Annotated in this window: 24 protein-coding genes; 1 reads left to right on the top strand and 23 read right to left on the bottom strand. The window is 69.4% G+C overall.

Features of this window, described 5'->3' with window-relative positions; translation table 11 throughout:
* Positions 1 to 199 precede the first annotated feature (199 nt).
* The gene (locus ACT6SE_RS20385; RefSeq protein WP_046433183.1) at positions 200 to 1,987 is read left to right on the top strand and encodes a monovalent cation:proton antiporter-2 (CPA2) family protein; all 1,788 of its coding nucleotides are present in this window, start codon (positions 200 to 202) and stop codon (positions 1,985 to 1,987) included.
* Positions 1,988 to 2,163: 176 nt separating this feature from the next.
* Here the strand turns inward: ACT6SE_RS20385 and ACT6SE_RS20390 are convergent, their stop codons facing one another.
* The 23 genes from ACT6SE_RS20390 to ACT6SE_RS20500 all read right to left on the bottom strand — a co-directional run bounded on the left by ACT6SE_RS20390 (position 2,164) and on the right by ACT6SE_RS20500 (position 25,433).
* The gene (locus tag ACT6SE_RS20390) at positions 2,164 to 5,502 is read right to left on the bottom strand and encodes an ankyrin repeat domain-containing protein (RefSeq protein ID WP_032960601.1); all 3,339 of its coding nucleotides are present in this window, start codon (positions 5,500 to 5,502) and stop codon (positions 2,164 to 2,166) included.
* Entirely contained in the window at positions 5,495 to 5,755 is a 261-nt protein-coding gene (locus ACT6SE_RS20395; RefSeq protein WP_014648833.1) for a YcgL domain-containing protein, read from the bottom strand. The genes ACT6SE_RS20390 and ACT6SE_RS20395 overlap by 8 nt, the downstream gene beginning before the upstream one ends.
* Positions 5,756 to 5,915: 160 nt before the next feature.
* Positions 5,916 to 6,356 carry a hypothetical protein gene (locus ACT6SE_RS20400; RefSeq protein ID WP_032960605.1) on the bottom strand — a complete coding sequence of 147 codons (441 nt, stop codon included), beginning with the start codon at positions 6,354 to 6,356 and terminating at the stop codon, positions 5,916 to 5,918.
* Between the two features lie 61 nt (positions 6,357 to 6,417).
* Complete coding sequence (locus tag ACT6SE_RS20405; protein ID WP_014648835.1) at positions 6,418 to 7,656, bottom strand: beta-ketoacyl-ACP synthase; 1,239 nt, start codon at positions 7,654 to 7,656, stop codon at positions 6,418 to 6,420.
* Positions 7,656 to 8,387: a 3-ketoacyl-ACP reductase FabG2 gene (locus ACT6SE_RS20410; RefSeq protein ID WP_032960607.1), complete on the bottom strand. Its 732-nt coding sequence runs from the start codon at positions 8,385 to 8,387 to the stop codon at positions 7,656 to 7,658. The genes ACT6SE_RS20405 and ACT6SE_RS20410 overlap by 1 nt, the downstream gene beginning before the upstream one ends.
* Positions 8,384 to 8,839, bottom strand: a complete 456-nt coding sequence (locus ACT6SE_RS20415; protein WP_014648837.1) for an ApeP family dehydratase — start codon at positions 8,837 to 8,839, stop codon at positions 8,384 to 8,386. Before ACT6SE_RS20415 ends, ACT6SE_RS20410 begins: the two co-directional genes overlap by 4 nt.
* Positions 8,836 to 10,020: a beta-ketoacyl-[acyl-carrier-protein] synthase family protein gene (locus tag ACT6SE_RS20420; RefSeq protein ID WP_046433187.1), complete on the bottom strand. Its 1,185-nt coding sequence runs from the start codon at positions 10,018 to 10,020 to the stop codon at positions 8,836 to 8,838. The genes ACT6SE_RS20415 and ACT6SE_RS20420 overlap by 4 nt, the downstream gene beginning before the upstream one ends.
* Positions 10,017 to 10,574, bottom strand: a complete 558-nt coding sequence (locus tag ACT6SE_RS20425) for a DUF3261 domain-containing protein (protein ID WP_014648839.1) — start codon at positions 10,572 to 10,574, stop codon at positions 10,017 to 10,019. The genes ACT6SE_RS20420 and ACT6SE_RS20425 overlap by 4 nt, the downstream gene beginning before the upstream one ends.
* Positions 10,562 to 11,812 (bottom strand): NAD(P)/FAD-dependent oxidoreductase, encoded by a 1,251-nt coding sequence (locus ACT6SE_RS20430; protein WP_014648840.1) that lies wholly within the window; start codon positions 11,810 to 11,812, stop codon positions 10,562 to 10,564. Before ACT6SE_RS20430 ends, ACT6SE_RS20425 begins: the two co-directional genes overlap by 13 nt.
* A gap of 52 nt (positions 11,813 to 11,864) precedes the next feature.
* Positions 11,865 to 14,219: an MMPL family transporter gene (locus tag ACT6SE_RS20435; protein ID WP_032960614.1), complete on the bottom strand. Its 2,355-nt coding sequence runs from the start codon at positions 14,217 to 14,219 to the stop codon at positions 11,865 to 11,867.
* The gene (locus ACT6SE_RS20440; RefSeq protein WP_046433189.1) at positions 14,212 to 14,841 is read right to left on the bottom strand and encodes a LolA family protein; all 630 of its coding nucleotides are present in this window, start codon (positions 14,839 to 14,841) and stop codon (positions 14,212 to 14,214) included. The genes ACT6SE_RS20435 and ACT6SE_RS20440 overlap by 8 nt, the downstream gene beginning before the upstream one ends.
* Complete coding sequence (locus ACT6SE_RS20445; protein WP_032960618.1) at positions 14,838 to 15,269, bottom strand: acyl-CoA thioesterase; 432 nt, start codon at positions 15,267 to 15,269, stop codon at positions 14,838 to 14,840. Before ACT6SE_RS20445 ends, ACT6SE_RS20440 begins: the two co-directional genes overlap by 4 nt.
* Positions 15,256 to 16,806, bottom strand: a complete 1,551-nt coding sequence (locus ACT6SE_RS20450; protein WP_444811048.1) for an HAL/PAL/TAL family ammonia-lyase — start codon at positions 16,804 to 16,806, stop codon at positions 15,256 to 15,258. The genes ACT6SE_RS20445 and ACT6SE_RS20450 overlap by 14 nt, the downstream gene beginning before the upstream one ends.
* Positions 16,796 to 17,737, bottom strand: a complete 942-nt coding sequence (locus ACT6SE_RS20455; RefSeq protein ID WP_046433197.1) for an LpxL/LpxP family acyltransferase — start codon at positions 17,735 to 17,737, stop codon at positions 16,796 to 16,798. Before ACT6SE_RS20455 ends, ACT6SE_RS20450 begins: the two co-directional genes overlap by 11 nt.
* 1 nt (position 17,738) lies before the next feature.
* Positions 17,739 to 18,509 carry a glycosyltransferase family 2 protein gene (locus tag ACT6SE_RS20460; RefSeq protein WP_014648846.1) on the bottom strand — a complete coding sequence of 257 codons (771 nt, stop codon included), beginning with the start codon at positions 18,507 to 18,509 and terminating at the stop codon, positions 17,739 to 17,741.
* Positions 18,499 to 20,184 (bottom strand): ApeI family dehydratase, encoded by a 1,686-nt coding sequence (locus ACT6SE_RS20465; protein WP_444811049.1) that lies wholly within the window; start codon positions 20,182 to 20,184, stop codon positions 18,499 to 18,501. Before ACT6SE_RS20465 ends, ACT6SE_RS20460 begins: the two co-directional genes overlap by 11 nt.
* On the bottom strand, positions 20,177 to 20,728 hold the full coding sequence (locus tag ACT6SE_RS20470) for a membrane protein (RefSeq protein ID WP_046433259.1): 552 nt from the start codon (positions 20,726 to 20,728) through the stop codon (positions 20,177 to 20,179). Before ACT6SE_RS20470 ends, ACT6SE_RS20465 begins: the two co-directional genes overlap by 8 nt.
* A gap of 22 nt (positions 20,729 to 20,750) precedes the next feature.
* Positions 20,751 to 21,008 carry an acyl carrier protein gene (locus ACT6SE_RS20475; RefSeq protein ID WP_005411609.1) on the bottom strand — a complete coding sequence of 86 codons (258 nt, stop codon included), beginning with the start codon at positions 21,006 to 21,008 and terminating at the stop codon, positions 20,751 to 20,753.
* 17 nt (positions 21,009 to 21,025) lie between these two features.
* Complete coding sequence (locus tag ACT6SE_RS20480; RefSeq protein ID WP_005411610.1) at positions 21,026 to 21,283, bottom strand: phosphopantetheine-binding protein; 258 nt, start codon at positions 21,281 to 21,283, stop codon at positions 21,026 to 21,028.
* Positions 21,270 to 22,067, bottom strand: coding sequence for a lysophospholipid acyltransferase family protein (locus ACT6SE_RS20485; protein ID WP_014038937.1), 798 nt, complete (start codon positions 22,065 to 22,067; stop codon positions 21,270 to 21,272). The genes ACT6SE_RS20480 and ACT6SE_RS20485 overlap by 14 nt, the downstream gene beginning before the upstream one ends.
* The gene (locus ACT6SE_RS20490; protein WP_014648849.1) at positions 22,060 to 22,803 is read right to left on the bottom strand and encodes a beta-ketoacyl synthase chain length factor; all 744 of its coding nucleotides are present in this window, start codon (positions 22,801 to 22,803) and stop codon (positions 22,060 to 22,062) included. Before ACT6SE_RS20490 ends, ACT6SE_RS20485 begins: the two co-directional genes overlap by 8 nt.
* A gap of 217 nt (positions 22,804 to 23,020) precedes the next feature.
* Positions 23,021 to 24,034 (bottom strand): cytochrome d ubiquinol oxidase subunit II, encoded by a 1,014-nt coding sequence (cydB, locus tag ACT6SE_RS20495; RefSeq protein WP_032960627.1) that lies wholly within the window; start codon positions 24,032 to 24,034, stop codon positions 23,021 to 23,023.
* Position 24,035: 1 nt separating this feature from the next.
* Positions 24,036 to 25,433 carry a cytochrome ubiquinol oxidase subunit I gene (locus ACT6SE_RS20500; protein WP_032960628.1) on the bottom strand — a complete coding sequence of 466 codons (1,398 nt, stop codon included), beginning with the start codon at positions 25,431 to 25,433 and terminating at the stop codon, positions 24,036 to 24,038.
* Between the last annotated feature and the right edge of the window lie 155 nt (positions 25,434 to 25,588).

A 25,588-nucleotide genomic window follows, 5' to 3' on the forward strand; every position in this document is an offset into this window, starting at 1 on the left:
ACGGACGCGCCGCCAGCGGCGGGCAGTCTGGACCCGTGGGCCATGCAGGTCAACCTGGGCGCCCCGCGCTGGTTTCCCGCCCGGCCGGTTGTTCTCGTGCATACACAGGCCGGCGCGCATAATGTCGTGGTGGCGCTCGCCACGCCCTCCCCCATCCGAACGGACGCACAGCGGGCTCCCCCGATGACCAGGTATTCCCATGCATAGCGGTGGTCTGGAACTGGCCCTGGTACTGCTGCTGGCGGCGGTCATCGCCGTGCCGGTGTTCAAGAAGTTCGGCTTCGGCGCGGTACTGGGCTACCTGGCGGCCGGCGTGGTGCTGGGCCCGGACGGGCTGGGCTTCGTGCAGGACGCCGACCGCATCCTCGGTGCCGCCGAGATCGGTGTGGTGATGCTGCTGTTCGTGATCGGCCTGGAGCTGTCACCGGCACGCCTGAAGGTGATGCGGCGCTCGGTGTTCGGCGCCGGCGCGGCGCAGGTGGCGTTGTCCGGGCTGGTGCTGGGCGGCCTGCTGCTGCTCGATCACTTCCAGTGGAAGAGCGCGCTGGTGGTCGGCGTGGCGCTGGCGCTGTCGTCCACCGCGGTCGGCCTGCAGCTGCTGTCCGAGCACAAGGCGATCAACAGCGACCATGGCCGGCTCGGGTTCGCCATCCTGCTGTTCCAGGACCTGATCGCGATCCCGCTGCTGGCGGCCATCCCCCTGCTGGGCGGAGTGAAGAACGAGACCCTGCGCTGGGAAGATGCGGCCGTGGCGCTGGGTGCGCTGGCGGTGGTGATCCTGTGCGGACGACCGGTGCTGCGCAAGGTGTTCAGCATCATTGCGCGGACCCGCAGCCCGGAAGTATTCACTGCCACCGCCCTGCTGGTGGTGCTGGGCACCGCCTGGTTCATGCAGGAAGCCGGCCTCAGCCCCAGCCTCGGCGCGTTCCTGGCCGGCGTGCTGCTGTCCGATTCGGAGTTCCGGCATGAGCTGGAAGCGCAGATCGAACCATTCAAGGGGCTGCTGCTGGGCCTGTTCTTCATCGCAGTGGGCATGGGCATCGACCTGGACCGCATCGCCGCCGAGCCGTGGCTGATCGCCGCGGGTGTCGGCATCCTGCTGGTGGTCAAGTTCAGCCTGCTCTACGCGGTTGGACGTGTCGCCCGGCTCAGCTCGCGGCAATCGCTGCTGCTGGGCAGCGTGCTGTGGCTGGGCGGCGAGTTTGCCTTCGTGGTATTCAACGAGGCACAGCGCGCGCACCTGCTGGGCAACGCCAACCACGACCGGCTGGTGGCGATCGTCGGCCTGTCGATGGCGATCACGCCGCTGCTGATGATCGCGCTGCTCAAGCTGCTCGGCCAGGAAAAAGCCGCACCACGCGCGGCGGCCGAGGCCGACAAGGTGGCGCCGGACAACCGGCCCAAGGTGCTGATCGCCGGCATGGGGCGCTTCGGCCAGGTGATCGCGCGCCTGCTGACCGCGCAGAAGGTGCCGTTCGTGGCGCTGGAGGCGAACCCGGACACCGTTGCCGACCTGCGCCGCTTCGGCAACCAGCTGTACTACGGCGATCCGACCCGGCCGGAGATGCTGCGTGCGGCGGGGGGCGAGCACATCGATGTGTTCGTGATCACCGTGGATGACCCGGAGACCAACCTGCGCGCGGTACGCATGGTGCGCCGGCTGTACCCGGACGCGACGGTGCTGGCGCGTGCACGCAACCGCCAGCATGCGTGGCGCCTGATGGACATGTCGGCCGAGCCGTTCCGCGAAGTGTTCGGCACCAGCCTTGAGATGAGCGGGCGCGTGCTGACCGCGCTGGGCGTGGCGCCGGACGTGGCCGAACGCCATGTGCAGCGCTTCCGCGAGCACGATGAGCAGCTGCTGCGCGACCAGTATCTGGTGTACGACGACGAGGCAGCGGTGATCCAGACCTCGCGCGACGCACGCAACGACCTGATGCATCTGTTCGAGGCCGACGCGGAAAGCGACGGCAACAAGGAGCGCTGACGGCGCCCACCCGATCGATGGTGGACCCGGTAGTGCCGGCCGCTGGCCGGCAGCCTCGGGATCCCGGAGGTCTCATGAGGTTGCCGGCCAGCGGCCGGCACTACCCACTGCAGATTCCGGCAGCGCGGTGTTGGGTCAGAGCCCTTTCCGTTGGAAAGGGATCCGACCCCGGCCTGTCAGCCGTTGTCGCGCAGGAACCGCGCCATCGACGAAACGCCCGGCACGCGCGGTTCGAACTCTCCAGCGACGTCGATGAAGCCGCGCATCACCGCGATCTCGCGCGGGCTGCGGTTGAGGCTGTCGCGCACTTCCGGATCGGCACCGGCGCGCAACAGGCGCTGCACCAGCAGCGGCAGTCCATGCAGGGCGGCCAGATGCAGCGGGCCGAAGCCGCGCGGATCGCGCACGTCCAGGCTGACGTCCTCATCCAGCAGGCGCTCTACCGCCGCCATCACCACCTGCTCGTCGCAGGCGGTACCCGGCTCGGCGCGTGCGCCCAGCAGCAGCAGCAGCGGCGTGACCGAACCGGCGGCGGCCTGGTCCGGCTCGGCGCCCGCCAACAGCAGGGTGTCGAGCAGGGCCAGCAGGCGCGAGCGGTCGCGGGCACTGAAACCGTACAGCGCGGCACAGTGCAGCGGGCCCAGCTGCTGCGCGTCACCGGCATGCACGTCGGCACCGGCAGTGAGCAGGCGCGCGACGATGTCCGGCAGGCCCAGCGCCGAGGCCAGCATCAGCACGGTCACCCCGCCCGGCAGGCGGTGTTCCAGCTTGGCGCCGGCATCGAGCAGGGCCGAAACGATGTCGACCTGGCGCATGCTGACCGCCGCCGACAGCGGCGTCGCACCGCTTGCAGCGGCGTGCTGCGGATCGGCACCGCGCGCCAGCAGCAGGTCGGTCACGGCCAGGTGACCACCACCGGCCGCACGCAGCAGCGCGGTGCAGCCCTGTGCGTCGACCGCGTCGACGGCAAATCCCAGATCGATCAGGCGGCGCACGGCGTCTACATCACCGGCCATCGCAGCGGCCGGCAGATCGGCCTCGCGCAGGGTACGGCGCGGCAGCGGCCACACCCGCCAGTCCAGCCAGTCGGCCAGGTCACGGCGACCGATCGACAGCGCCACGCCCAGTGGCGTCTGACCGTCGGCGGCACGTGCTTCCGGCGAGGCACCGTGCTGCACCAGCAGCTTCAGTGCGCCTTCGCGGGCCAGTGCGGTGGCCAGATGCAATGCGGTCATGCCATGACTGTCGCGCGCCTCGCGATCGACACCGGCCTTGAGCAGGGCCTGCTGCAGGCGCAGCCAGCCCAGGCGTACCGCCAGCGACAGCGGTGGGTCACCGGCCGGCGAAGCGGCGAACGGATCGGCGCCACGCTCCAGCAGTTCCAGCGCCAACTGTTCCAGGCCGCGGGCGGCCTGGTCGTGCTGTGCGCAGGCGGCCAGGAAGCGTGCCAGCCCACCGCGCCCAGCCGGCGACAGGCCGCGCTGCAGCATGACCTGCAGCGCCGGCACCGCGTCGATGCCGCGCGACAGCAGCGCGAACATCGGCGTATCGGCGCAGGCGTCGCGCACATAGGGATCGGCACCGTGGGCCAGCAGCCAATCGACCGCGCGCGGCTCCAGGGCCAGCTCCGGATCGAGCAGCAGGCCGCCCAGTTCTTCCGGCTGGCACAGCCTGGCCAGCGCGGCCATGCCATCGGTGTTGCCGAAGCCCAGCGCTTCGCGCAGCAGGGTCAGCGGCGGACGGTCCGGCAACAGGCCGCTGGCGCTGGCCGCTTCACCGCGCTCGGCCAGGCCATCACTGACGGCTGCCGGCAGCGGATAGGACGGGTCCAGCAAGGCCACGATCGCCCAGCGGCCCGCTTCGGCCGCATAGTCCACCGCGCGGCGGCCAACCGGGTCGGTGGCGTCGGCGGCGATGCCCAGTTCCACCAGGCGCTTGATCAGCAGCGGCGAGACATCCTCGGCCATCACTGCCAGCTGCACCGCATTGCGGCCTTCGCCGTCCACCGCGACCAGGTCCGGCTTGTGCGGCAGCAGGTGCTCGACCACGGCTGCACGGCCGGCACGGGCGGCTTCCAGCCACGGCGTGCGGCCCAGTGCATCGCGCGCTTCCAGGTTGGCGCCGGCGCCCAGCAGCACGCCGATGATCTCCACGTGGCCGGCCAGCGCTGCCTCGTGCAGCGCGCTGCGGCGCTGGCGATCACGCGCGTCGGCGCGTGCCTTGTGCTTGAGCAGCAGCTGCACGCCGGCCGGATCGTCGTCCTCGGTGGCGGCGGCGGCCAGCAGTACCGGGGTGCCGTCGGCCGGTTCGCTGCGTGCACCGCGCTCGAGCAGGAAGCGGGCCAGGCGCCAGTTGCCGACCTGGCAGGCCACCGCCAGCGGCGACCAGCCCTCGCGGTTCAGCGCATCGACTTCGGCAGCGGCATCGCGCAGCAGCGCGGCAACGCCCGGGTCGGAACTGCGTGCGGCATGGTGCAGCGGGGTGTTGCCATCGCTGTCGGTGGCACGCGAATCGGCACCGTTGGCGAGCAGGGTCATCACCGCTTCGGGGCGGCCATGCCAGCTGTCACGGGTGGCGGCCAGCAGCGGGGTCATGCCCCGGTGCGGCGCGTTCACATCAACGCCGCGGGCAATCAGCTCGCGCAGCAGGCGCAGGTCCGGCAGCACCGCCGCCAGCACCGCCAGGCTGCGCTGGTCACGCCAGTTCGGGTCCGGCAGCGCATACGGATCAGCACCGGCCTGCAGCAGCTGCAGGCCACGGTCGACGCGGCCCTGGCGCGCGGCCTCATACAGGGCCGGTGTCAGTTCCTGCGGCGCCATCGCCTCCAGCGGCGCGGTTTCGGCCGCAGCGGGGAACATCGGTTCCTGTTCGCTGCTGGCAGCGGCGAACGGGCTGGGGCGCAGCGACACCAGCGGCGCGGGCGCGACCCGCTGCAGCAGCAGGTGCAGCGCCGGCGACAGCAGCACGACCGCCAGTGCGGCGGGCCAGCGTGCGCCGTCCGGCAACAGGCCCGGCCAGGCCGGCAGCACCACCAGTGCGGCCAAGGCGATCACCAGCGCCGCCACGCCAAGACCACGCCAGGCGGTCAGGTCGCGGCCGGCCAGCGCCTGCCAGTGCTGGGCCAGGCTGCCATCCAGGCGTTCGACATCGTTCCACAGCGGCCAGGTGCGCCAGGCCGCCAGCAGGCCGGCACTGACCAGCACGCTCAGGCCCAGCACCGCCGCCAGGCTGCCGCTGTCACGCAGGGCCGCCAGCGGCCAGGCCAGCAGCAGCGCCAGCAGCAGTGGCGCGGCAGCCCACAGCGCCAGCAGTGCGGGCAGGTCCTGGCGTGCGACCACCTTCAGCGGCAGCAGCGCACGGCTGCGACGCCACCACGACACGCCCAGCGCGAACGCCGGCTGCGCCAGTGCGGCAAGGATGGCACCCGGCACACCGCCCACCGCAGCGCCCAACGCCAGCATGGCACCCACGGCGAAGGCGATCGACAGGGCACGCGGACGGGAGGTGTCAGTCATAGTGTCGCGGCATCAGGCTGGCCACCGACGGCGGTACCTGCAGGTAGAACCCGCGTTCGCTCATTTCGCTGCGGACCTTTTCAGGATCGGCCTGGGCCAGGCGGCGCTGGGCATCCAGGGCCACCTCCAGGACGAAGGCGAGCGTCCCCAGCGAGGTGAGCAGCGGCGCGGGCAGCGCGCTGAAATCATCGCGTCGGGGAACGTAGACGTAGGTGTCCGGCTTGAGTTGGCTTTTATAGACGTAGGCGTGCATGTCCGCGGGACGATAACCCGGGAAGAGCCATGATTGTGTCGGAAAGCCGACACCGGGGAAAGCCGTCAGCCGACGATGGCGGCGCGATCGGCGGCGTTTCCCTTGCGAGGTTCAGCAATGTGGCGGCGACGTTCAGCCAACGCCGCCGCCACGCGGGCGCTTACTTGACCTTGGCGTAGGTGCCCTTCAGCGCGACACCGGCGAGGATGGTGCCGGCGTAGCACTCGTAATTGGTGCTGCTCTTGAACTCGTTCTTCTTGTAGTAGCTGACGATGTCGACCACGGCGTTGGCGCCGCGCGACCTGGCGCCGTCCTGCAGCGCGCGCAGCGCCGACAGCGCGACCCAGCGGCAGGCCTCGGCATCGCTCTTGTTGGCGGCGTTGGTCTTCTTGTTGGTCACGTCTTCACCCAGGCGCTGCTGCACGCTGACCGGCTGGCCGGCCAGGTAGAAGCGCACGCTGCCGTCGATGCCGGCGTCCTTGGCAGCCTGCGAGCTGACCAGCTCCTGCAGGGACTGCTCGACGCGGGTATCGCGGGCAGAGGCGGTGGAGGTCAGGGCCAGCAGCGCGGTGGCAGTGGCGATCATGAGAGTGCGGCGCATCGAAACTTCTCCTTGTCAGGGGTGCGGGTGGATGGCGGAAACAGTGCGGTGGGGCGGTGGATCACTCGCTCCAGCGGCGGAACACCAGTGAGGTGTTGATGCCGCCGAAGGCGAAGTTGTTGCTCATCACGTACTCGGCCTGCAGTTCGCGGCCCTGCCCGGTGATGAAGTCGAGCTGGCCACAGCGCGGGTCGACCTCGGCCAGGTTCAGGGTCGGCGCGAACCAGCCGGCGCGCATCATCTGGATGCTCAGCCAGGCCTCGAAGGCCCCACAGGCACCCAGCATGTGGCCGACATAGCTCTTCAGCGAGCTGATCGGCACGCGGTTGCCGAACACCTGCGCGGTCGCCTGGGTTTCGGCGATGTCACCGTGGTCGGTGGCGGTGCCGTGGGCGTTGACGTAGTCGATCTGCGCCGCGTCCAGGCCGGCATCCTCCAGCGCCAGGCGCATGGCCTGGGCCATGGTGTCGGCGCTGGGCTGGGTGACGTGCTGGCCATCGCTGTTGGTGCCGTAGCCGACCACCTCGGCAAGGATGGTGGCGCCGCGCGCCTGCGCGTGCTCCAGGTCTTCCAGGATCAGCGTGCAGGCGCCCTCGCCCAGCACCAGGCCATCACGGCCGGCATCGAACGGGCGCGGGGTGGTCTGCGGCGCATCGTTGCGCACGCTGGTGGCGAACAGGGTGTCGAACACCGCCGCTGCGGTGGCATCGAGCTGCTCGGCACCGCCGGCCACCATCACCGTCTGCTTGCCACTGCGGATCGCTTCATAGGCCGCACCCACGCCCTGGCTGCCGGAGGTGCAGGCACTGGAGGTGGTGTACACGCGCCCGGACAGGCCGAAGAACACGCCGATGTTGACCGGCGCGGTGTGGCTCATCATCTTCAGGTAGGTGGTGGCACTGATGCCATCGGTGGTGAACTCGTTGAGCATGCGCCCGAATTCACCGGTGGCCTCGTGGCTGCCCGAGGACGAGCCGTAAGCCACGCCGGTACGGCCGCTGCGCAGCACCGGATGCTCGTGCAGGCCGGCTTCACGCAGCGCCACCTCAGTGGCGCGCACCGACATGATCGCGACCTTGCCCATCGAGCGGGTGGTCTTGCGGTTGTAGTTCGGCGGCAGCTCGAAATCCTGCGCCGGCGCGGCCAGCTTGGTGTTCAGCCCGGCATAGACATCCCACTCGGGCATCGCACGCACCGCATTGCGGCAGCTGCGCAGGTGTGCCTCGATGGTCGGCCAGTCGTGGCCGAGCGGACTGATGGCGGCGGCACCGGTGACCACCACGCGACGATCGGCGGCCATCAGATCATGCCTCCGTTCACCGAGATCACCTGGCGGGTGATGTAGCCGGCCGGCTCGGACAGCAGGAACGCCACCGTGGCCGCCACTTCGTCGGGACGACCGACGCGGCCGGCGGGAATCAGCTTGAGCGCGTGTTCAACCACTTCATCGTTGAGCATTTCGGTCTCGATCAGGCCCGGGGCCACGCAGTTGACGGTGATCTGGCGGCTGGCCAGTTCCAGCGCCAGGGCCTTGGTGGCACCGATGATGCCGGCCTTGGCGGCGCTGTAATTGACCTGCCCGCGGTTGCCGGCCAGTCCGGACACCGACGACAGGGTGATGATGCGGCCAGGCTTGCGCCGGCGCACCATCGGCATGATCAGCGGATGCAGTACGTTGTAGAAACCGTCCAGGTTGGTGTGGATGACCTGGTCCCAATCCTCCGCTGACAGTGCCGGGAAGGCACCGTCACGGGCGATGCCGGCGTTGCAGACCACGCCGTAGTACGCGCCGTGCGCTTCGACATCGGCCTCCAGCACAGCGCGTGCGGCCTCGCGATCAGCCACGTCGAACATCAGTACGCGGGCCTGCTGGCCCAACGCGTGAATCTCGGCCATCACGGCCTGTGCCTCATCCAGGCGGCTGCGGCAATGCACCACCACGTCGAAGCCGTCACGCGCGATGCGCAGCGCGATGGCCCGGCCGATGCCTCGGCTGGCGCCGGTCACCAGCACGCTTCGATTCCCTGTCATGCCTGTCCACTCTCCAGATAGGCCATCGCATCGGCCGGTTCGAACACCGACACGTTGGCTGTCGCCCATTCGTCCTCGCCTGCCAGGATGCGGCAGGCGAACATCCCCAATCCATTGTCACCCAACAGCTCGCAGCGCGCCTGTACGCGCAGCCGCGATCCGCTGGGAAAGCTGCTGCGCGGGCTGCTGTAGCGGCGGCTGCCAAGCAGGAAGCCCAACTGCGGCGGCTTGCCCGCCGCACGCGCACGGCAACCGGCCCAGGCCGCGATGGCCTGCGCCATGTATTCGATGCCGACCCACGCCGGCACCCGGCCCTCCTCGACGAACAGGCCCGCGTCGGGCACCACCAGTTCGGCCTCGATGGTGTCCTGGTCCCAGTGCGTGATGCGCTCCAGCAGGCACATGTCCTGGCGGTGCGGCACCACCTCTTCGATCGCGTACAGCGTGTTCATCGACGCTCCAGCGCCAGCACGGCATTGCTGCCGCCGAAGGCGAACGAATTGCTCAGCACCCGCCGCGGTGCCTGTGCCAGGCGGGTGGCCGGTGCGACCAGCGGCAGTGCCGGCAGCGCGGGGTCTGCCACGCCGTCCCACCAGTGCGGTGGCAGCTGCTGCTGCGGGTTCCCGGCCAGCACGATCCAGCACAGTGCAGCTTCGATCGCGCCTGAAGCACCCAGCGTATGGCCGGTCAGCGGCTTGGTCGAACTGGCCGGCACCTGGTTGCCCAGCACCTGCGACACCGCCAGGCTTTCCATCGCATCGTTGTGGCCGGTGGCGGTGCCATGCAGGTTCACGTAGTCCACTTCATCGGCCGCCCAGCCGGCGCGCTGCAGCGCCTGCTGCAGGGCATCGATGGCACCCAGGCCCTGCGGATCGGGGGCGGACATATGGTGCGCGTCGGCCGATTCGCCCCAGCCGGCCAGGCATACCGGGCCGGGTTCGCGGGTGAGCAGGAACAGCGCGGCACCCTCGCCGATGTTGATGCCGGCACGGTACTGCGAGAATGGATTGCAGCGCAGGGCCGACACCGATTCCAGCGCGCTGAAGCCGGCCACGGTGAAGCGGCACAGCGAGTCCGCGCCACCTGCGATCACGGCGTCGACGATACCGGCCCGAAGCATGCGTGCAGCCGACATCAGTGCCTTGGCACTGGACGAGCAGGCGGTGGACAGGGTCCACGCCGGCCCCTGAGCACCGCTGCGCTGGCGCACGAACTGCGCGGCAGTACCCATTTCCTGCTGGGCGTAATCGAACCCGGGCGGCCATTGGCCCTGTTCGGCATGGGTGCGTAGGGCCTGCTCGGATTCACCGATGCCCGAGGTACTGGTGCCCAGCACGACCGCCACGCGTTCGGCGCCGTGGCGGGCGATCGCGGCGGCCACCGCCGGTGCGATCTGCGCCAGTGCCACGTCCAGCAGGGCGTTGTTGCGCCCGCGCAGGGCGGCCGGCAGTTCTTCCAGCGTCGGCAGCGGTGTACGCACCTGCCCCAGCGCCAGGGTGTGCCCCGGCAGCAGGGTATCGTTGTCGCTGAGCCCGCCCGGCACGCCGGCGAACATCGCCGAAGCCACCGCGTCGCGGCCATCGCCGAGCGCGCAGACCACGCCCAGATCGTTCAGGTAGATCGGTGCACTCATCGATCCGGCCCGGCCATGTCGATCGATTCGATGCGCAGCGCATAGCCTTCGGCGCGGTTGTCCAGCTGCACGCTGCCATCGTCCAGGCGCTGCAGCTGCAGCCACACCGTGCCGTCGCGCGACAGGCTGCGCTGATGGCCATCGTCACGGACCTGCCAGCCGGCTGGCAGCGCGGCCGCGATGGCTGCGGTCGGCCACAGCGCGAACTGCAGGTCATCCAGCACGCGCTCGGCGCGCACCTGCGGCGGCAGCCACGGCGCGCGCTGCTGGGTCAGCTGCCGGCCGTCCCACTGCAGGCGCACGCCGGTCTGGCCCATCGCCTGCACCGCCAGCTGCACCTGCTGCGCATCGGCTTCCAGCAGTGCATCCAGGTCGCGCTCATGCGTGCCGAACCGGAAATGCAACTGCTGCTGCAACGCCAGCGGCGCCGGCAGGCTGGCCGGCGACAGGCGCAGCGGCGGCAGTTCCACCAACGGCTTCGGCATGCGGCCGGCGCAGGCCACCAGCAGCAGGCTCAGCAGCAGTGCTGTCGCAGGGGCGATCAGGCGCCGCACAGCTGCTCCAGCACGCGCATGCGGCGGCCACTGTCATCGGCCACGTACGGGTTGTTGGTGTCCCAGGCGTAACCGGCCAGGATGGAGCTGATCATGTCGCGCACTTCGGGCTGCTGCTGCGGGTGGTAGATGATCTTCTGGAAACCGCCTTCGTACCAGCTTTCGACAAAGCGGCGGAAGGTCTTCACGCCCGCCCGCAGCGGGACCGAGAACTCCGCTTCCCAGTCCACGGCTTCGCCGGCATAGCGGCGCGCCAGGCATGCACTGGCCAGCTGCGCGGACTTGAAGGCGATGGTCACGCCGGACGAGAACACCGGGTCGAGGAACTCGCCGGCATTGCCCAGCAGGGCATAGCCCGGCCCCCACAACGAACTGACATTGGCCGAGTAGCCGGTGATGCGGCGCACCGGCAGCACCGCCCATTCGGCATTGGCCAGCAGCCGGGTCAGGTTCGGGTCCTCGCCGACGATGGCCTGCAGTTTCTGCAGGTCGTCGCCCTCGTAGCGCTCGAAGAACGACGGTTCGGCGACCACGCCCAGCGAGCAGCAGCCGTTGGAGAACGGGATTGTCCAGTACCAGACGTCGACGTGCTCGGGATGGGTGGTGATCAGGATCTTGTTGCGGTCGAAGTCCGCTTCGGCCGGAATGTTGTCGCGCACGTGGCAGAAGATCGCCCCGCGCACCGGGAAGTTGGACGGGGATTCCAGCTGCAGCAGGCGCGGCAGCAGGCGTGCGAAGCCCGAGGCGTCGAGGATGAAATCGGCCTCGATGCGGTACTCGCTGCCGTCCGGGCGGCGCACCGTCACCGCCGGCTGCTCGCCGGCTTCGACCGACAGCACTTCATCACCGAAACGCAGCGTGGCCCCCATGCGCTCGGCACCGCGCGCCAGCACGTTGTCGAAGTCGGCGCGCTGCACCTGGTAGGTGGTGCCCCAGCCCGGCGAGAACTTCTTCCTGAAGTCGAATGCGGTACGCGCTTCGCCGTGCACGAAGGCCGCGCCGTTCTTGTGCTGGAAGCCGGCTTCGACCACGTCCTGCAGCAGGCCGGCGGCCTCGATGTACTCCATGCTCTGCGGCAGCAGGCTTTCGCCGATGGAGAAGCGCGGGAACTGCTGGCGCTCCAGCATCAGCACCTGGCGGCCCTGCTGGCGCAGCATCGCCGCAGCCACGGAGCCGGCCGGGCCGGCACCGATGATCAGGATTTCAGTACGTTCGACAGCATCCACAGCAGTATTCATCGGTGCGTCCTTGTTGCTCGATCAAGTGGAAAGAAGGAAGTCGGAAGCAGGCTCAGGCCCGCGGCAGATCATGCGGCGGCGGCCGGAACAGCGGCGAGATCAGCCAGACCAGGCCGATGCCGAACAGCAGGGTCAGGCCGAACGCGCGCAGCGCCGGGGTCTGCGACAGTCCCAGCAGGCCGAACGACAGCCAGGTGCTGGCCGCGCCCACGCACACCGCCAGCCAGGCACTGGCATCGCCGCGGTGCTCGATCAGGAAGATGCCGTAGTCGATGCCCATGCCCAGCAGCAGCATCAGTGCCAGCACGTTGAACAGCTGCAGTGGCTGGCCGAACAGGCCCAGCAGGCCCAGGGTCAACGCACCGGCAATCAGGGTCGGCGCGAACACGCGCCAGGCCTGGCGGCGGTAGCGCAGCCACAGCGCGCCGAACACCAGCACGATGCCGACCAGCAGCAGCCCCCCCATCAGCTTGCGGTAGTGGCCCAGCAGCTGCGAGAAGTCGGCGGTGCGGTCCACCCAGCGCACGCCGGGCAGGCCTTCGGCCGCCCCGCGCAGGGTCGCCAGCGCATCGGCGCGCGACAGGTCATCGACCATCACCACGCTGATCATCTGCCCACCGACCTCACCCACCCACAGGTGGCGGAACGGCTGCGAGGCCGGCGAGGCCAGGAACGCCTCCGCGGTCAGCGGCGTGGTGGCGAAGTCGGGGCGCGGCAAGGGTTCTCCGACCGCATCGGACACGGCCTGCAGCACGCCCGGTTCCACCTTGGCGGTCAGCGCCGCATCGGCCTGCTGGCGTGCCGGCGACGGCAGCCAGTCACTGATCGCGCGGTAACCGCCGATGCGCTTGTCGTTGGCCAGTACACGCAGGCGTTCGGTCAGTGCTTCTTCGCGCTGCAGCAGCTGTGCAGCGTCACTGCCCTGCACCAGATAGAACTGCGCCGGGCTGGGCATGCCCAGCAGCTGGCTCAGGCGGATCTGCTGGGCCATCAGTGCCGGCGGTGAGGACTGCAGGCTGCGCAGGTCGTCATTGCTGTGCAGGCGGGCGATGCCGATGGCAGACAGCGCCAGCGTGATCACCACGAACACCGTCACCGGCCGGCGGCCATGCAACCGCGGGAAGCGCTCCAGCGTGTTGCCCAGCCACTGCGAGAAACGGGTCTGGCGGATCTCGCCGCCATCCAGCCACGGGAACCAGAAGATCACCGTGAGGAACGCGGCGGCCAGGCCGACCACCGAGAACAGCGCCATCTGGCGCAGGCCCGGGAACGGGGCCAGGCCCAGGGCCAGGTAGGCCAGCGCGCTGGTCAGCAAGGCCAGCCACAGGCCCGGCAACAGGTGCCGCAGCAGCTTCCAGCGGCGATCGGCCGGCTCGGCCTGGCGCGAGGCAAACCAGTGGATGCCGTAATCCTCGGCCACGCCCACCAGCGACGCACCGAACACCAGGGTGAGCACGTGCACCTTGCCGAACACCAGCACGGTCACCGCCAGCGCCACGCCACAACCGATCAGCAACGACGCGGCGACCAGCAGGATCGGCCGCAGCGAACGGAACGCCAGCCACACCAGCAGCAGCACCGCGGCCAGCGAGCCCCAGCCGATCGTGTTGATTTCCTGGTTGGCCTGCACCGCGGCCGCCTCGGCGTGCAGCGGCACGCCGGCATGCAGGATTTCCAGCTCCGGTGCTGCCGCCCTGGCAGCCCGCCCGGCACGTTCCAGCAGGCCGTCGAGATGACGCTCACCGTCGAGCTGGAACGCCGAACCCGGTGTATCGAACTGCAGCACGGCCCAGTGCCTGCCCTCGGCTTCGAGCAGGCCGTCATCGCCCAGCCGCAACCCCGACCCCTGCGCCTGCTGCTGCCACCATTGCGGCCACAACGACAACGGGTCTTGCCGCCAGTCGGTCAGGCGCGGAGCGCCCATCGGGCCGTACAGCGCGGCCAACGCCTGCTCGGCCAACGCGCCCGGTTCGCTGCCCTGCAGCTGCTCGCGCTGGGCCGGCGTCAGCAGGCGGTCGCGGTACGGCGCGTAGAACGCGCGCGCCTCATCGAACCAGCCTTCGATCGAACCACTGGGCACCAGCAGGGCTCGGTCAGTGTCCTTGGCCATGGCCGCGGCAAAGGCCGCCTGCGCACGCTTGGCGGCGGCGCCGTCCCTGCTGCCCAGCAGCACCACCACCTGCCGCGAGCTGCCGTCGGCGATGCGCCGGGTGACGTCGCTCAACAGGCGGTCATGCGCATCCTGCGGCAGCAGCGCGAGGATGTCGGTGTCGATCCGCGATTGCTGGCTCCACAGGTGCCACTGCTGCGCGCCCAGTACCAGCAGCAGCAACAGCCAGGCGATGCCCAGCCAGTGCCACCAGCGCCGCAGCCGCTCCGGTGCGTTCGATGCGACGGCCTCACTCAAAGCGGCGTGCCTCGTCGGCGGTGAGGGTGGCCGGCGCCTCGCTCAATGCACTGAACTGGATCTGCGTGCGGTCCTTGTTGGCCTCGACGATCTCGACCTGGCGCACGTAGCGGTCACCCTGCAGGGTCAGCGACTGGAACGCCTTGGCCAGCATCGCCGACTTCGGCGTCAGCCGCAGCCGCCAGCCCTGCCCTTCACGGCTGGCCGCCACGTTGAACTGGCTGGACAGCGCCTGCACGTCGCCACTCATCAGCGCGAACATGATCGCGTTCACCGAACGCATCGCCGGCTGCTGCCGTGCATCGAGCTCGACACGGGTGCTGCCATCGCGCTGGCGGCTCAGGATGCGGTCGGCGGTGACCACCACTTCGGAAGGGAACGGCTTGAGCGTGGTCCAGATCACGCCGTGCCGGCGCGCGACCACGAACTGGCCCTGCGAGCGCAGCGGGTTCCTGAAGCCGCTGACCTGCTTTTCCTGGCTGAACTGGCCACGCAGCACGTCCGGCCGCGCCACCGCCTGGGTGATCGCATCGATGGCGGGGTCGGCCGCCTGCACCTGCGGTGCGGCAACGAAGATCAGCGCGCACAGCAGCACGCTCGAAAGACGGACAAGGGGGTTCACGGCGCAGGTACTCCCAGGCGTTCCCACAGTACCGGCGGGCACTGGTACAGCATTTCCTTGCTGGCCGCGTCCACCGCGACCTGGATGGTCATCGCGCGGGTCAGCACCTGGCCGCTCTGCGCATCGAGGATTTCATACTCGATCTTCAGCCGGTTCTCCCATTCCACGATGCGCGCGACCACGCGCAGCGCCTGGTTGAACAGCAGCGGCCGCACGTACTTCACCCGCGCATCGACCACCGGCCACAGGTAGCCCGATTCGAGCATCTGCGGGTAGTCGTAGTCGTAGCGCCCGAGCAGCGCGCAGCGCGCGATCTCGAAGTACTTGAAATAGTTGCCATGCCAGACCACGTTCATCGGATCGCAGTCATGGAAGGCAGGGGTCAACGCAATTTCGCCAACCCGTTCGATGGCCTCATTCACCGGCATACAGCTCCCAACGTTGCGCGCGGATCTCCACCAGCAGTTCCCGCAGTTCGCGATCCAGCGCGCGGTCTTCCTCGACCAGGGCGATGCGCTGCCCCAGGTCGGCGTACATGTCGGCCAGACTGCCATGCAGCTGCGCATTCAGGCCAACCCGCTCACGCAGCGCCAGGCCCTGGCGCGCGGCGATCAGCATTGCCGCCACCACCTGTTCGGTCAGCTCGATCACGCGCAGGCAGTCGCGCGCGGCGATGGTGCCCATGCTGACCTTGTCCTGGTTGTGGCACTCGGTGGAACGCGAGAACACGCTGGCCGGCATGGTCTGCTTCAGCGCTTCGGCAGTCCAGGCCGACACGCTGATCTGCAGCGCCTTCAGGCCATGGTTGATGGCCGCGCGCGGGCCGGTGGCCGCCGACAGGTTGGCCGGCAGGCCATGGTTGTAGCGGGCATCCACCACCAGCGCCAGCTGCCGGTCGAGCAGGTCGGCAACGTTGGCCACGGTGTTTTTCAGGGTGTCCATCGCCAGTGCGATGTGGCCGCCGTAGAAGTGGCCGCCATGCAGGATGCGCTCGCCGTCGGCGTCGATCAGCGGGTTGTCGTTGGCACTGTTCAGTTCGGTTTCGATCAGCTGGCGCAGGAACGGCAGGCTGTCTTCCAGCACGCCGATGACGTGCGGCGCGCAGCGCAGCGAATAGCGGTCCTGCAGGCGCTGTTCGTTGCGCGGCGGGCGTTCGCTGTGCAGGTCGCTGCGCAGGCGCGCAGCGATGCGGCCCTGGCCCGGGTGCGGCTTGGCGGCGAACAGGGTTTCGTCGAAGTGGTGCGCGTTGCCGTCGCTGGCCAGCACGTTGAACGCGGTCAGGCGCGTGGCCATGCGCGCCAGGTAATCGGCGCGCTGCCAGGCCAGGCAGGCCAGGCTGGTCATCACCGCGGTGCCGTTCATGATCGCCAGGCCTTCCTTCGGCCGCAGCTTCAGCGGGGTCATGCCGATCTTCGCCAGCACTTCGGCCGCCGGCTGCACGCGGCCGTCATGCAGCACCTCGCGCTCGCCGCACAGCACCGCCGCCACGTACGACAGCGGGGTCAGGTCGCCGCTGGCACCGACCGAGCCTTCGGCCGGGATCATCGGCAGCACGTCGTGCTGCAGCAGCGTGGCCAGGCCTTCCAGCAGCGGCACACTGACGCCGGACATGCCGCGCACCAGCGACGCCAGGCGCGCGGCCAGCACCGCGCGGGTCTCGACCGGGTCCAGGTAACGGCCCAGGCCGCAGCCGTGGTAGGTGTACAGGTGGTGCGGCAGTTCCGCCACCAGCGCCGGCGGGATGTTCACCGTGCACGAGTCGCCGTAGCCGGTGGTCACGCCGTAGATCACGCCGTCCTCGCGCAGCAGGCGGTCGAGGAAGTCGGCACCGCGCTGGATGTGCGCGCGGAACGCCGGCGCGTCGCTCAGTGCGGCCTCGCACTGGCGCTGGGCCAGGGCAACCACGTCTTCGATGGTCAACGGTGCGTCGCCAAAGCGGCACACGGGTACGGCGTCAGTCGTCATGCGGAGCCTGATCCCAGAAGGGGAAGAAATTGAACCAGTCCAACGGGGACTGGATGACCTGGAGTTCCAGCCAGCGCGCGAAGCGCTGTGCCTGTTCGGCCAGCGCGGCGTCGCGCGAGCCACGCGGCAGCACGATGCGTTCGGCGAACTGTTCGAATGCCACCCGATAGCCGTCGCCCTCGTGCAGGCAGGCCATGGTGTAGACCGGGCAGCCCAGCGCCGCGGCGAGCACATAGGCGCCGATCGGGAACGGCGCGCGGTGGCCCAGGAAATCGGCAGTGACGCTGCGGCCACCCTGTACCGGCGTGCGGTCGCCGACGATGGCAACGAAGCCCCCCGCCGCCACGCGCTCGGCCAGCATCACCGCGGTGGCCGGCCCCATTTCGGTCACCTGCACCAGTTCCACCGCCGCCAGCGGGTCCAGCCGCTGCAGCAGGCGGTTGAAGCGCTGCGCATGCGCGGTGTGCACCAGCACGGTGATGCGGAACCCCGGCACCTGTTCGGCCAGCACCTGGCACAGCTCCAGGCAGCCGATGTGCGCGGTGAGGATCAGCCCGCCCTCGCGGCGCGCGATCTTCTGCAGCACCAGGTCACGATGCAGGTGGATGCGCTCGGCCGGGTAGCGCCCGCCCAGGCCGAGGATCTTGTCCAGCATCGTATCGGCGAAGGCGAAGAAGTGGCGCAGGCTGTCACGCCATGTCGGCGCGCGGCCGAGCACGCCGCTGTGCGCCTGCAGCCGCTGCAGGTACTGCATCGAAGCCTGGCGCCCTATACGGTTGCCCAGCCAATGGCAGGCCACCACCGGCCACACGCACAGGCGGAACGGCCAGCGCCCGAACCAGCGGTGCACCCAGCACAGGAACAGCACGCCGGCCACCGACGTCGATTCGCCGATGTCGGCCCAGTGCGGGGCACCCTGCGCGGCCGCCATCTCAGCGCTGCCCCCGCAGGCGGCGCCACAGCAGCCGCGGCGCACGCCAGAGCATGCCGAAGAACAGGCGGGTATGCATGCGGCTGATGCGCACGTTGTCGCGCCACACATCGAAGTGCGACACGCCATCGGATGGATAGGTCACACGCGTGGCCAGGTGCTCGACCGGCAATTGCCGCCAGTACAGCCGCACCATCACTTCGGTATCGAAATCCATGCGCCGGCCGATGGTCTCTTCACCGATCAGGCGCAGTACCGGCGGCAGCGGATACACGCGGAAGCCACACATGGTGTCGCGCAGGTGCAGCGACAGCGTGTTGATCCAGACCCAGATGTGGGTGGCGTAGCGGCCATACAGGCGCGCCTTGGGAACACTGGCGTCGTAAGCCGGAATGCCGCAGATCACCGCCTCGGGATGGGCGCGCGCGGCTTCGATGAAGCGTGGCAGGTCAGTGGTATCGTGCTGGCCGTCGGCATCGATCTGCAGCACGTGGCTGTAGCCACGCGCGCCGGCCTCGGCAAAGCCGGCCAGCATCGCCCCGCCCTTGCCCTGGTTGACGTCCAGGCGCAGCAGGTCGACGCCCTGGCGCTGTGCCAGCGCGCGCAGCACCGCCGCGCACCCATCGTGCGAACCATCGTCGACCAGCAGGCAGGGCAGTCCCGCGGCCTGCACGCCATCGACCACCGCCGCGATGGCGTGCTCGTGGTCGTAGACAGGGATCACCACCAGTGGCGCGAATGCGGCACCGGCAACGGCCGGGTCAGTCCGCAGCAGCGAAAACCACCCTGCCGCTGGCATGCACACCGTGGCTGGAGGTGTAGCGGAAGGCCAGCACGTTGCGTGCGGCATCCCAGTCCAGCTGCAGGGTCAACTCGTCACCGGGGCGGGCCACGTGCTGGAATTTCACCGCATCCATGCGCACGAACGCGCCCCGCATCACAAACGCCTGGCGGGCGAAGCGCACCGCCCAGTCCAGCTGCGCCACGCCGGGCAGGATTGCCGCCTGCGGGAAGTGGCCCTGGAACGGCCGCAGCGCCGGGTCCAGGGTCATGCGCAGGGTGGCGCTGGCGGCATCGCGGTGATCCCACGCCGGCACCGGCATCAACGGCTGGAACAGCGCCGCCAGCGCGGCCTGGGTCACCTTGCCCTGCGCATTGATCGGCAGCGCCTGCACCAGGCGCCAGCGACGCGGCCGGGTCACTGCGTCATGCGCATGCGCCAGGCGGGCGCCAAGGCGCTGGCCCAGCGCCCGCCGCGCAGCGTCGCCGCCCTCCAGCAGCGCCGGATCGGCCGGCACCACCACGGCGGCCAGCTGCTCGCGCTGCCCGGGCAGCACCAGCACGCGCGCGTCATCCACCTCGGCGTCTTCGCGCAGCGCGCGTTCCAGCGCATCCAGCGACACCCGGCGTTCCTCGATCTTGACGATGCGGTCGGCCCGGCCCAGCAGGCGGAAGCGGCCGTCGGCCAGGGCTTCGACACGGTCCTGGGTGCGCCACCAACCGGGGGTGTCCAGGTGCGCCGAGGCCACCGCCAGGCAGCCATCGTCGATGCGCCACTGCACGCCCGGCAGCGGCTGCCACGGCGGCAGGTCGATGTCCCAGCGGCGCCAGGCGATGCCGCCGGTCTCGCTGCTGCCATAGACCTCGGTCGGGGCCACGCCCAGCCACTGCCGCACCTGCCGCGCTGCGTCTTCCGGCAGCGGACCACCGGAGGAGAACACCGCGCGCAGGCGGCCATGCAGGCTGGCCCAGTCGAGCTGCCCGGGCAGGCGCTTGAGGTGGGCCGGCGTCGCCACCAGCACCGTATCGGTACCGGCCAGCGCACCCACCAGGTCTTCGTGGAAGAACCGGCGCGGATGAATCAGGCGGCCGGCGGCCAGCGGCCACAGCACGCGGAACAGCAGCCCGTAGATGTGCTGGTGGGACACCGTGCCATGGACCTGCACACCCTCCATCTGCGCACCGAACGCGGCCTGCAGCGCCTCCACCTCGCGCGCCAGCTGGTCCAAGCGCTTGCCGATCGCACTGGGCTGGCCGGTGCTGCCGGAGGTGAACACGCACAACTCGCAGGCGCGCTCGTCCAGCGCCTGCAGCTCATCGTCCAGCGCGGCGTCCAGCGCCACCAGCGAGCGGTAGTCGGCGGACACGTCGCCTGCGAAGCCGCTCACCTGCGGCTGCAGCGCCTGCAGCGTGGCTGGCAGGTTGTCGGCGGCCAGGAACACCCGCTTGCCGGCATGCCAGGCACCGAACAGCGCGGCGGCAAAGGCCACGGCATCATCGAAGTACAGGGCCCAGTCGCGGCCTTCGGCGGCCGCAAAGGCGGCGCGCCAGGCCAGTACGCGCTGGCGGAAGCCGGCATGGTCGATCACCTCGCCGTCGCACAGGCCGACGCTGCGCTGCGGCCGTGCCTCCAGCAGCAGCTGGTCCAGGGCAATCCACTCAGCCATGCGCGTGCGCCGCCTTCACCTGCCGCCGCACCAGCCACTCCCCTGCGAACAACACGCCCATCATCACGTACGCCAACAATCCGTTGTAGAGCATCCAGACCCGGTCCGACGCGTACAGCGCGGTCAGCAGGGCCAGGCTGCCGTTGAGAACGAAGAAGCCGCACCACACCTGGGTGACGCGGCGGGTATAGGCCACCGCGAACGGCGGCAGGTCCGGCTCCTGCAGCCGCGCCAGGCGCTCCACCAGCGGCGGCCCGAAGCGCAGGCTGGTGCCGAACACCGCCAGCATCACCACGTTGACCAGCGCCGGGTACAGCTTCAGCGGCAGGGCCTGGTTGAGCACGGTGGCCAGCACCGCCAGCAGGCCGGTGCCAGCGGCGGCGGCCCACCACAGCGGCTGTCGCGTGCTCAGTGCACGCAGCAGGGCCAGGGTGAACAGCAGCAGCGACAACCAGCGCGGCTCGAAACGGCCCATCGCCAGGTACACCAGCAGCGGGTAGGCAAGCGAAATCGCTGCCACCACGACGGTACGTGCGCGAGCCATGGCGAAGCCGCCGGCGCTGCGGTCAGGCGGCTGCCTGGTCCGGCAGCAGTCCATGCACGACATCGACGATGTCCTGCACGGTGCGCACGGCCTTGAACGCTTCCGGCTGCAGATTGCGGCCGAGCAGCGGCTTGAGCTGCACGATCAGGTCGACCGCATCGATGCTGTCGATGTCCAGGTCGTCGTACAGGCGGGCCTCGGGGGTGATCCGGGCGGTTTCGATCTCGAAGCTGTCGGTCAGGATGCTGACGATGCGTTCGAACAGTTCATTCTTGGTCATGGCAATTCCTGGCGCCGTTACGACTGGCGGGCGGCGACGAACTCGCCGAGCGCGCGCACGCTGGAGAAATGGCGACGGGTTTCTTCCGAATCGGCCGAGAGGCTGACACCGTACTTCTTCTGCAGCGCCAGGCCCAGTTCCAGCGCGTCGATCGAATCCAGGCCGAGGCCCTCGACGAACAGCGGCGCGGTCGGATCGATGTCCTCCGGCGTGATGTCCTCCAGCGAAAGGGAGGAAATGATCAATTCCTTGATCTCGTGCTCAAGTGCTTGCACGGGGCGGATCTCCAGACAGGTCGAAATAACGAGAAAGGTGCTCGGTGACGCGGCGTGCTGCCAAGGCATCCCCCCTTGGCGAGTCGTCATCGGCCAGGAAGGGCGCGATCGGGATATCTTCGCCGATCTGCAGCCGAACGTGAAAGCGACGTGAGGGGACACGATACCACTTCTGTCCCTTGGTCAACGTGGGCGGGGTGCAGGTGATCCGTACCGGGGTGATGTCCAGCCGGCCGCGGACGGCGATGTTGGCGGCCCCGCGCTGCAGCCGCGGCGGTTGGCCCGGCACGCTGCGGGTGCCCTCCGGGAAGATCACCAGGGTACCGCCGGCATGCACCGCCGCTACGCAGTCGTCGACCAGGCCGGCCCCGTCATCGTTGGCGATGTAGCCGGCCGCCCGCACCGGGCCGCGCATGAACGGGTTGCAGGCCACGGCCCGCTTCACCACGCAATCGGCGTTGGGCAGCAGCGAGATCAGGCAGACCACGTCGATCAGGGTCGGGTGATTGGCCAGAACCAGCAAACCGTCGCGCTGCAGGCGTTCCCCGCCCTCGATCTGGTAGGTCATCACCCCCAGCGCACGCATCAGGCGCAGGTGGCTGGCAAAGGCGACCTGGACCACGCGGCGGGCCCGGCGGCGGCGGACCACCGGGTCGCGCATCAGCAGCAGCACCGGCATCACCAGCACGCCCAGCAGCAGGCCGCCCACGCCAAATGCGGCGAAGCTCAGGCCGGTGCCGAACACCCGCCAGGCATGATCGAGGCGGCGCAGCGCCTCAGCCACGGCGTCCCCAGCGCCAGCGCTGGCCCTGGGCCACGTGCTCCAGCGCCGGCGCGCCAGACAGCAGGAAGCGGTGCAGGTCCAGCGCGTGCGGCAGCGTGCCCGGGGCGGTGGCGGTGGCCTCCGGCGCCGCCTCCCATTGCAGCGAGAGCGTCGGCTGGCCCGCTGTCGGCGCGGTCAAACGCCAGCACCAGGCAAAGAACGGGTCGGGTTCGTCGGCAAACGTCGCGTAAATTTCAGGAAGCGGCGACTCATAGACCACCACCCGCACTTCGCGGGCACCATCGGCCAGCAGCCCGGCGGCCTCCAGGCAGGCGGTCTCGACCGTGGCCTGGCCGGCGGCCAGCGCCAGGTAGTTGCCGCGGTGGCCGCGGGCGATCGAGTACAGCGCCGCGATCGCGTTGTGCACCGACAGGCCGAACCCGGTGGGGGACAGGGGCTGATCGCTGGCCAGCGCCCCCAGCAGGTCCATCGAACGGGCCACGTCGCCGTGGCGGCTGGCGAACACCAGCGGCACCTGGCTGTCAGCGCCCTGCCCGTCCTCGCACCAGCAGGCAGCCTGGATCGCCATCCGGCCCAGCCGCTCGATGCGGCGGCGCTGCATCGCCGGGATCTCGGCCAACGCCGGCGTGTCTTCGCCCTGCGGCGGATACGGCGCATCGGCCCAGCCCAGCCACTGGCTACGCTCGCTCAGGCCGGGCGCCCAGGCGGCCCAGTCGACGATGGAGAATTCGATCATTTAGCGATGGTGCTTCAACGGGAGAACGATAGGCACGAGCCATTACGGCGACGCGCGGCGGCCCCCCATTCCTGCAGCCGTGCGTCCGTCCAGGACGTCGCCGGCTGCCCCCCTGGCCGCCGGAAAGGAGCGCACGCTAGCACGTCCTGCGCGGGGTGTGCAGGTTTCACATTCCCCAACGCGGGGGCCGGCACCGGCCGGCCCCGCATTCAAACGATCAGTGGTAACCGGTGTCGGCGTGCACCTTGCCGCGGAACACCCGGTACGACCACGCCGTGTAGCCGAGGATGACCGGCAGCAGAATGACCAGCCCGACCAGGGTGAAGCCCAGCGAGGAGGCCGGCGCGGCGGCCTGCCACAGGGTCATCGACGGCGGCAGCAGGTAGGGCCACATGCCCAGCACCAGGCCAAGGAAGCCGAGCACGAACAGGGCCAGGCTGAGCAGGAACGGCGGCAGGTCGCGGCGCGGATGGGTCGCGCTGCGCCACAGCGCGGCCGCCACCGCCAGGGTCAGCAGCGGGACCGGCGACAGCCACCAGAAGTTGCCGTCGCTGAACCAGCGGTCCATCAACCGCGAATCGAGGAACGGCAGCCAGCTGCTCACCAGGCCCATCGCCGCGATCACCGCCACCACCAGCGGGCGGGTCATCTGCCGCGCCAGCGCCTGCACGCGCCCTTCCGTCTTCAGGATCAGCCAGGTGCTGCCCAGCAGCGCATAGCCGGCCACCAGCGCGGCACCGGTCAGCATCGCGAACGGGCTGAACCAGGCGAACGCGCCGCCCTGGTAGGCACCGTCCACCAGCGGGATGCCCTGCACCAGCGTGCCCAGGATCACGCCCTGGGCAAAGGTGGCCAGCAGCGAGCCCAGGCCGAACCCCACGCTCCACAGCCGGCGCGAACGATGTGCCTTGAAGCGGAACTCGAACGCCACGCCGCGGAACACCAGCGCCACCACCAGCAGCAGCACCGGCAGGTACAGCGCCGACAACAGCACCGCATAGGCTTTCGGGAACGCCGCCAGCAGCCCGGCGCCGCCCAGTACCAGCCAGGTCTCGTTGCCGTCCCAGATCGGCGCGGCGGTGTTCATCATCAGGTCCAGCTGCTCCTCGTCCTCGGCGAACGGGGCCAGGATGCCGATGCCGAGCACGAAGCCGTCCAGCACCACATACATCAGCACGCCGAAGCCGATCACCGCGAACCACGCCACCGGCAGCCAGGTCATCAGGTCCATGTCAGCGCTCCTCCAGCGGTTCGTCAGCCGCCGACAGCGGGCGTGCCGGCGTATGGCTGCCATGGTCCAGGGACGGCCCCTCGGCATACGGCTGCGGCCCGTGGCGCAGGATCTTCACCAGGTACCAGATGCCCCAGCCGAACACGAAGGCGTAGCCGACCACGTACACGCCCAGCGACAACGCCGTCATCCACGCGCTCTGGGGGCCAACCGCATCGGCGGTGCGCAGCACGCCGTAGACCACCCACGGCTGGCGCCCCATCTCGGTGACGAACCAACCGGACAGCAGCGCGATGAAGCCACTCGGCAGCATCCAGTTCCATCCGCGCAGCAGCCACGGTGAATCCAGCAGCTTCCTGCGCCACAGCTGGAACGCTGACACCCAGGCCAACAGCAGCATCAGCGTGCCCAGCCCGACCATGATGCGGAAGGCGAAGAACACCGGCGTCACCGGCGGCCGCTCGCTGGCCGGTACCGAGGTCAGCGGGTCGAAGGTGCCGTCCAGGCTGTGGGTGAGGATCACGCTGCCCAGCTTCGGGATGGCCACTTCGAAATCGTTGCGCTCTTCCTTCTCGTTCGGCAGCGCGAACACCACCAGCGGCACGCCCTCGCCTTCCTCGGTTTCATGCCAGTGCGCTTCCATCGCCGCGATCTTCATCGGCTGGTGCTTGAGCGTGTTCAGGCCATGCATGTCGCCGACGAAGATCTGCACCGGCACGGTCAATGCCGCGAATGCAACGGCGGCGATCAGCATGCGCCGCCCCGCTTCCACGTGCGTGCCCCTGCGCAGGTACCACGCACCGACGCCACCAATCACGAAACAGGTGGTGATGAACGAGCCCAGCGCCATGTGCGCCAAGCGGTACGGGAACGAGGGGTTGAACACCACCTGCCACCAGTCCACCGGATGCACGATGCCGTTGACCATCTCGTAGCCGGCAGGCGTATGCAGCCAGCTGTTGGACGACAGGATCCAGAACGTGGAGAACAACGTGCCCAGCGCCACCATGCAGGTGGACAGGAAATGCAGGCGCGGCGAGACCCGGCCCCAGCCGAACATCATCACGCCGAGGAAGCTGGCTTCCAGGAAGAACGCGGTCAGCACCTCGTAGGTCAGCAGCGGGCCGATGACCGTACCAGCCACCTCGCTCAGCCGCGGCCAGTTGGTGCCGAACTGGAAGGCCATGACGATGCCGCTGACCACGCCCATGCCGAACGACACCGCGAAGATCTTCTGCCAGAAGAAATACAGCTCGCGCCACACGGGCAACTTCGTGCGCAGCCAGCGCCATTCGATGAAGGCCAGCCAGCTGGCCGTGCCGATGGTGAAGGCCGGGAACAGCACGTGGAAACTGATGACGAATCCGAACTGGATCCGGGACAACAACAACGCGTCCAAGGGACGCCTCCTGCCTGCGACCGGTGGGATACCGGACCACTTTAGGAGGATTTCGTTAAGGTGGGATGCGACCGGGTGACGCGCTGCTTCACTTTGTCGCAGGGGTCAACCGTTCTGGTAGCTGCCAGCCTTGGTTGGCACACACGCCCAAACGC

Origin of the sequence: Stenotrophomonas sp. LC732, assembly GCF_052446685.1 — a bacterium.
Taxonomy (GTDB): domain Bacteria; phylum Pseudomonadota; class Gammaproteobacteria; order Xanthomonadales; family Xanthomonadaceae; genus Stenotrophomonas; species Stenotrophomonas muris.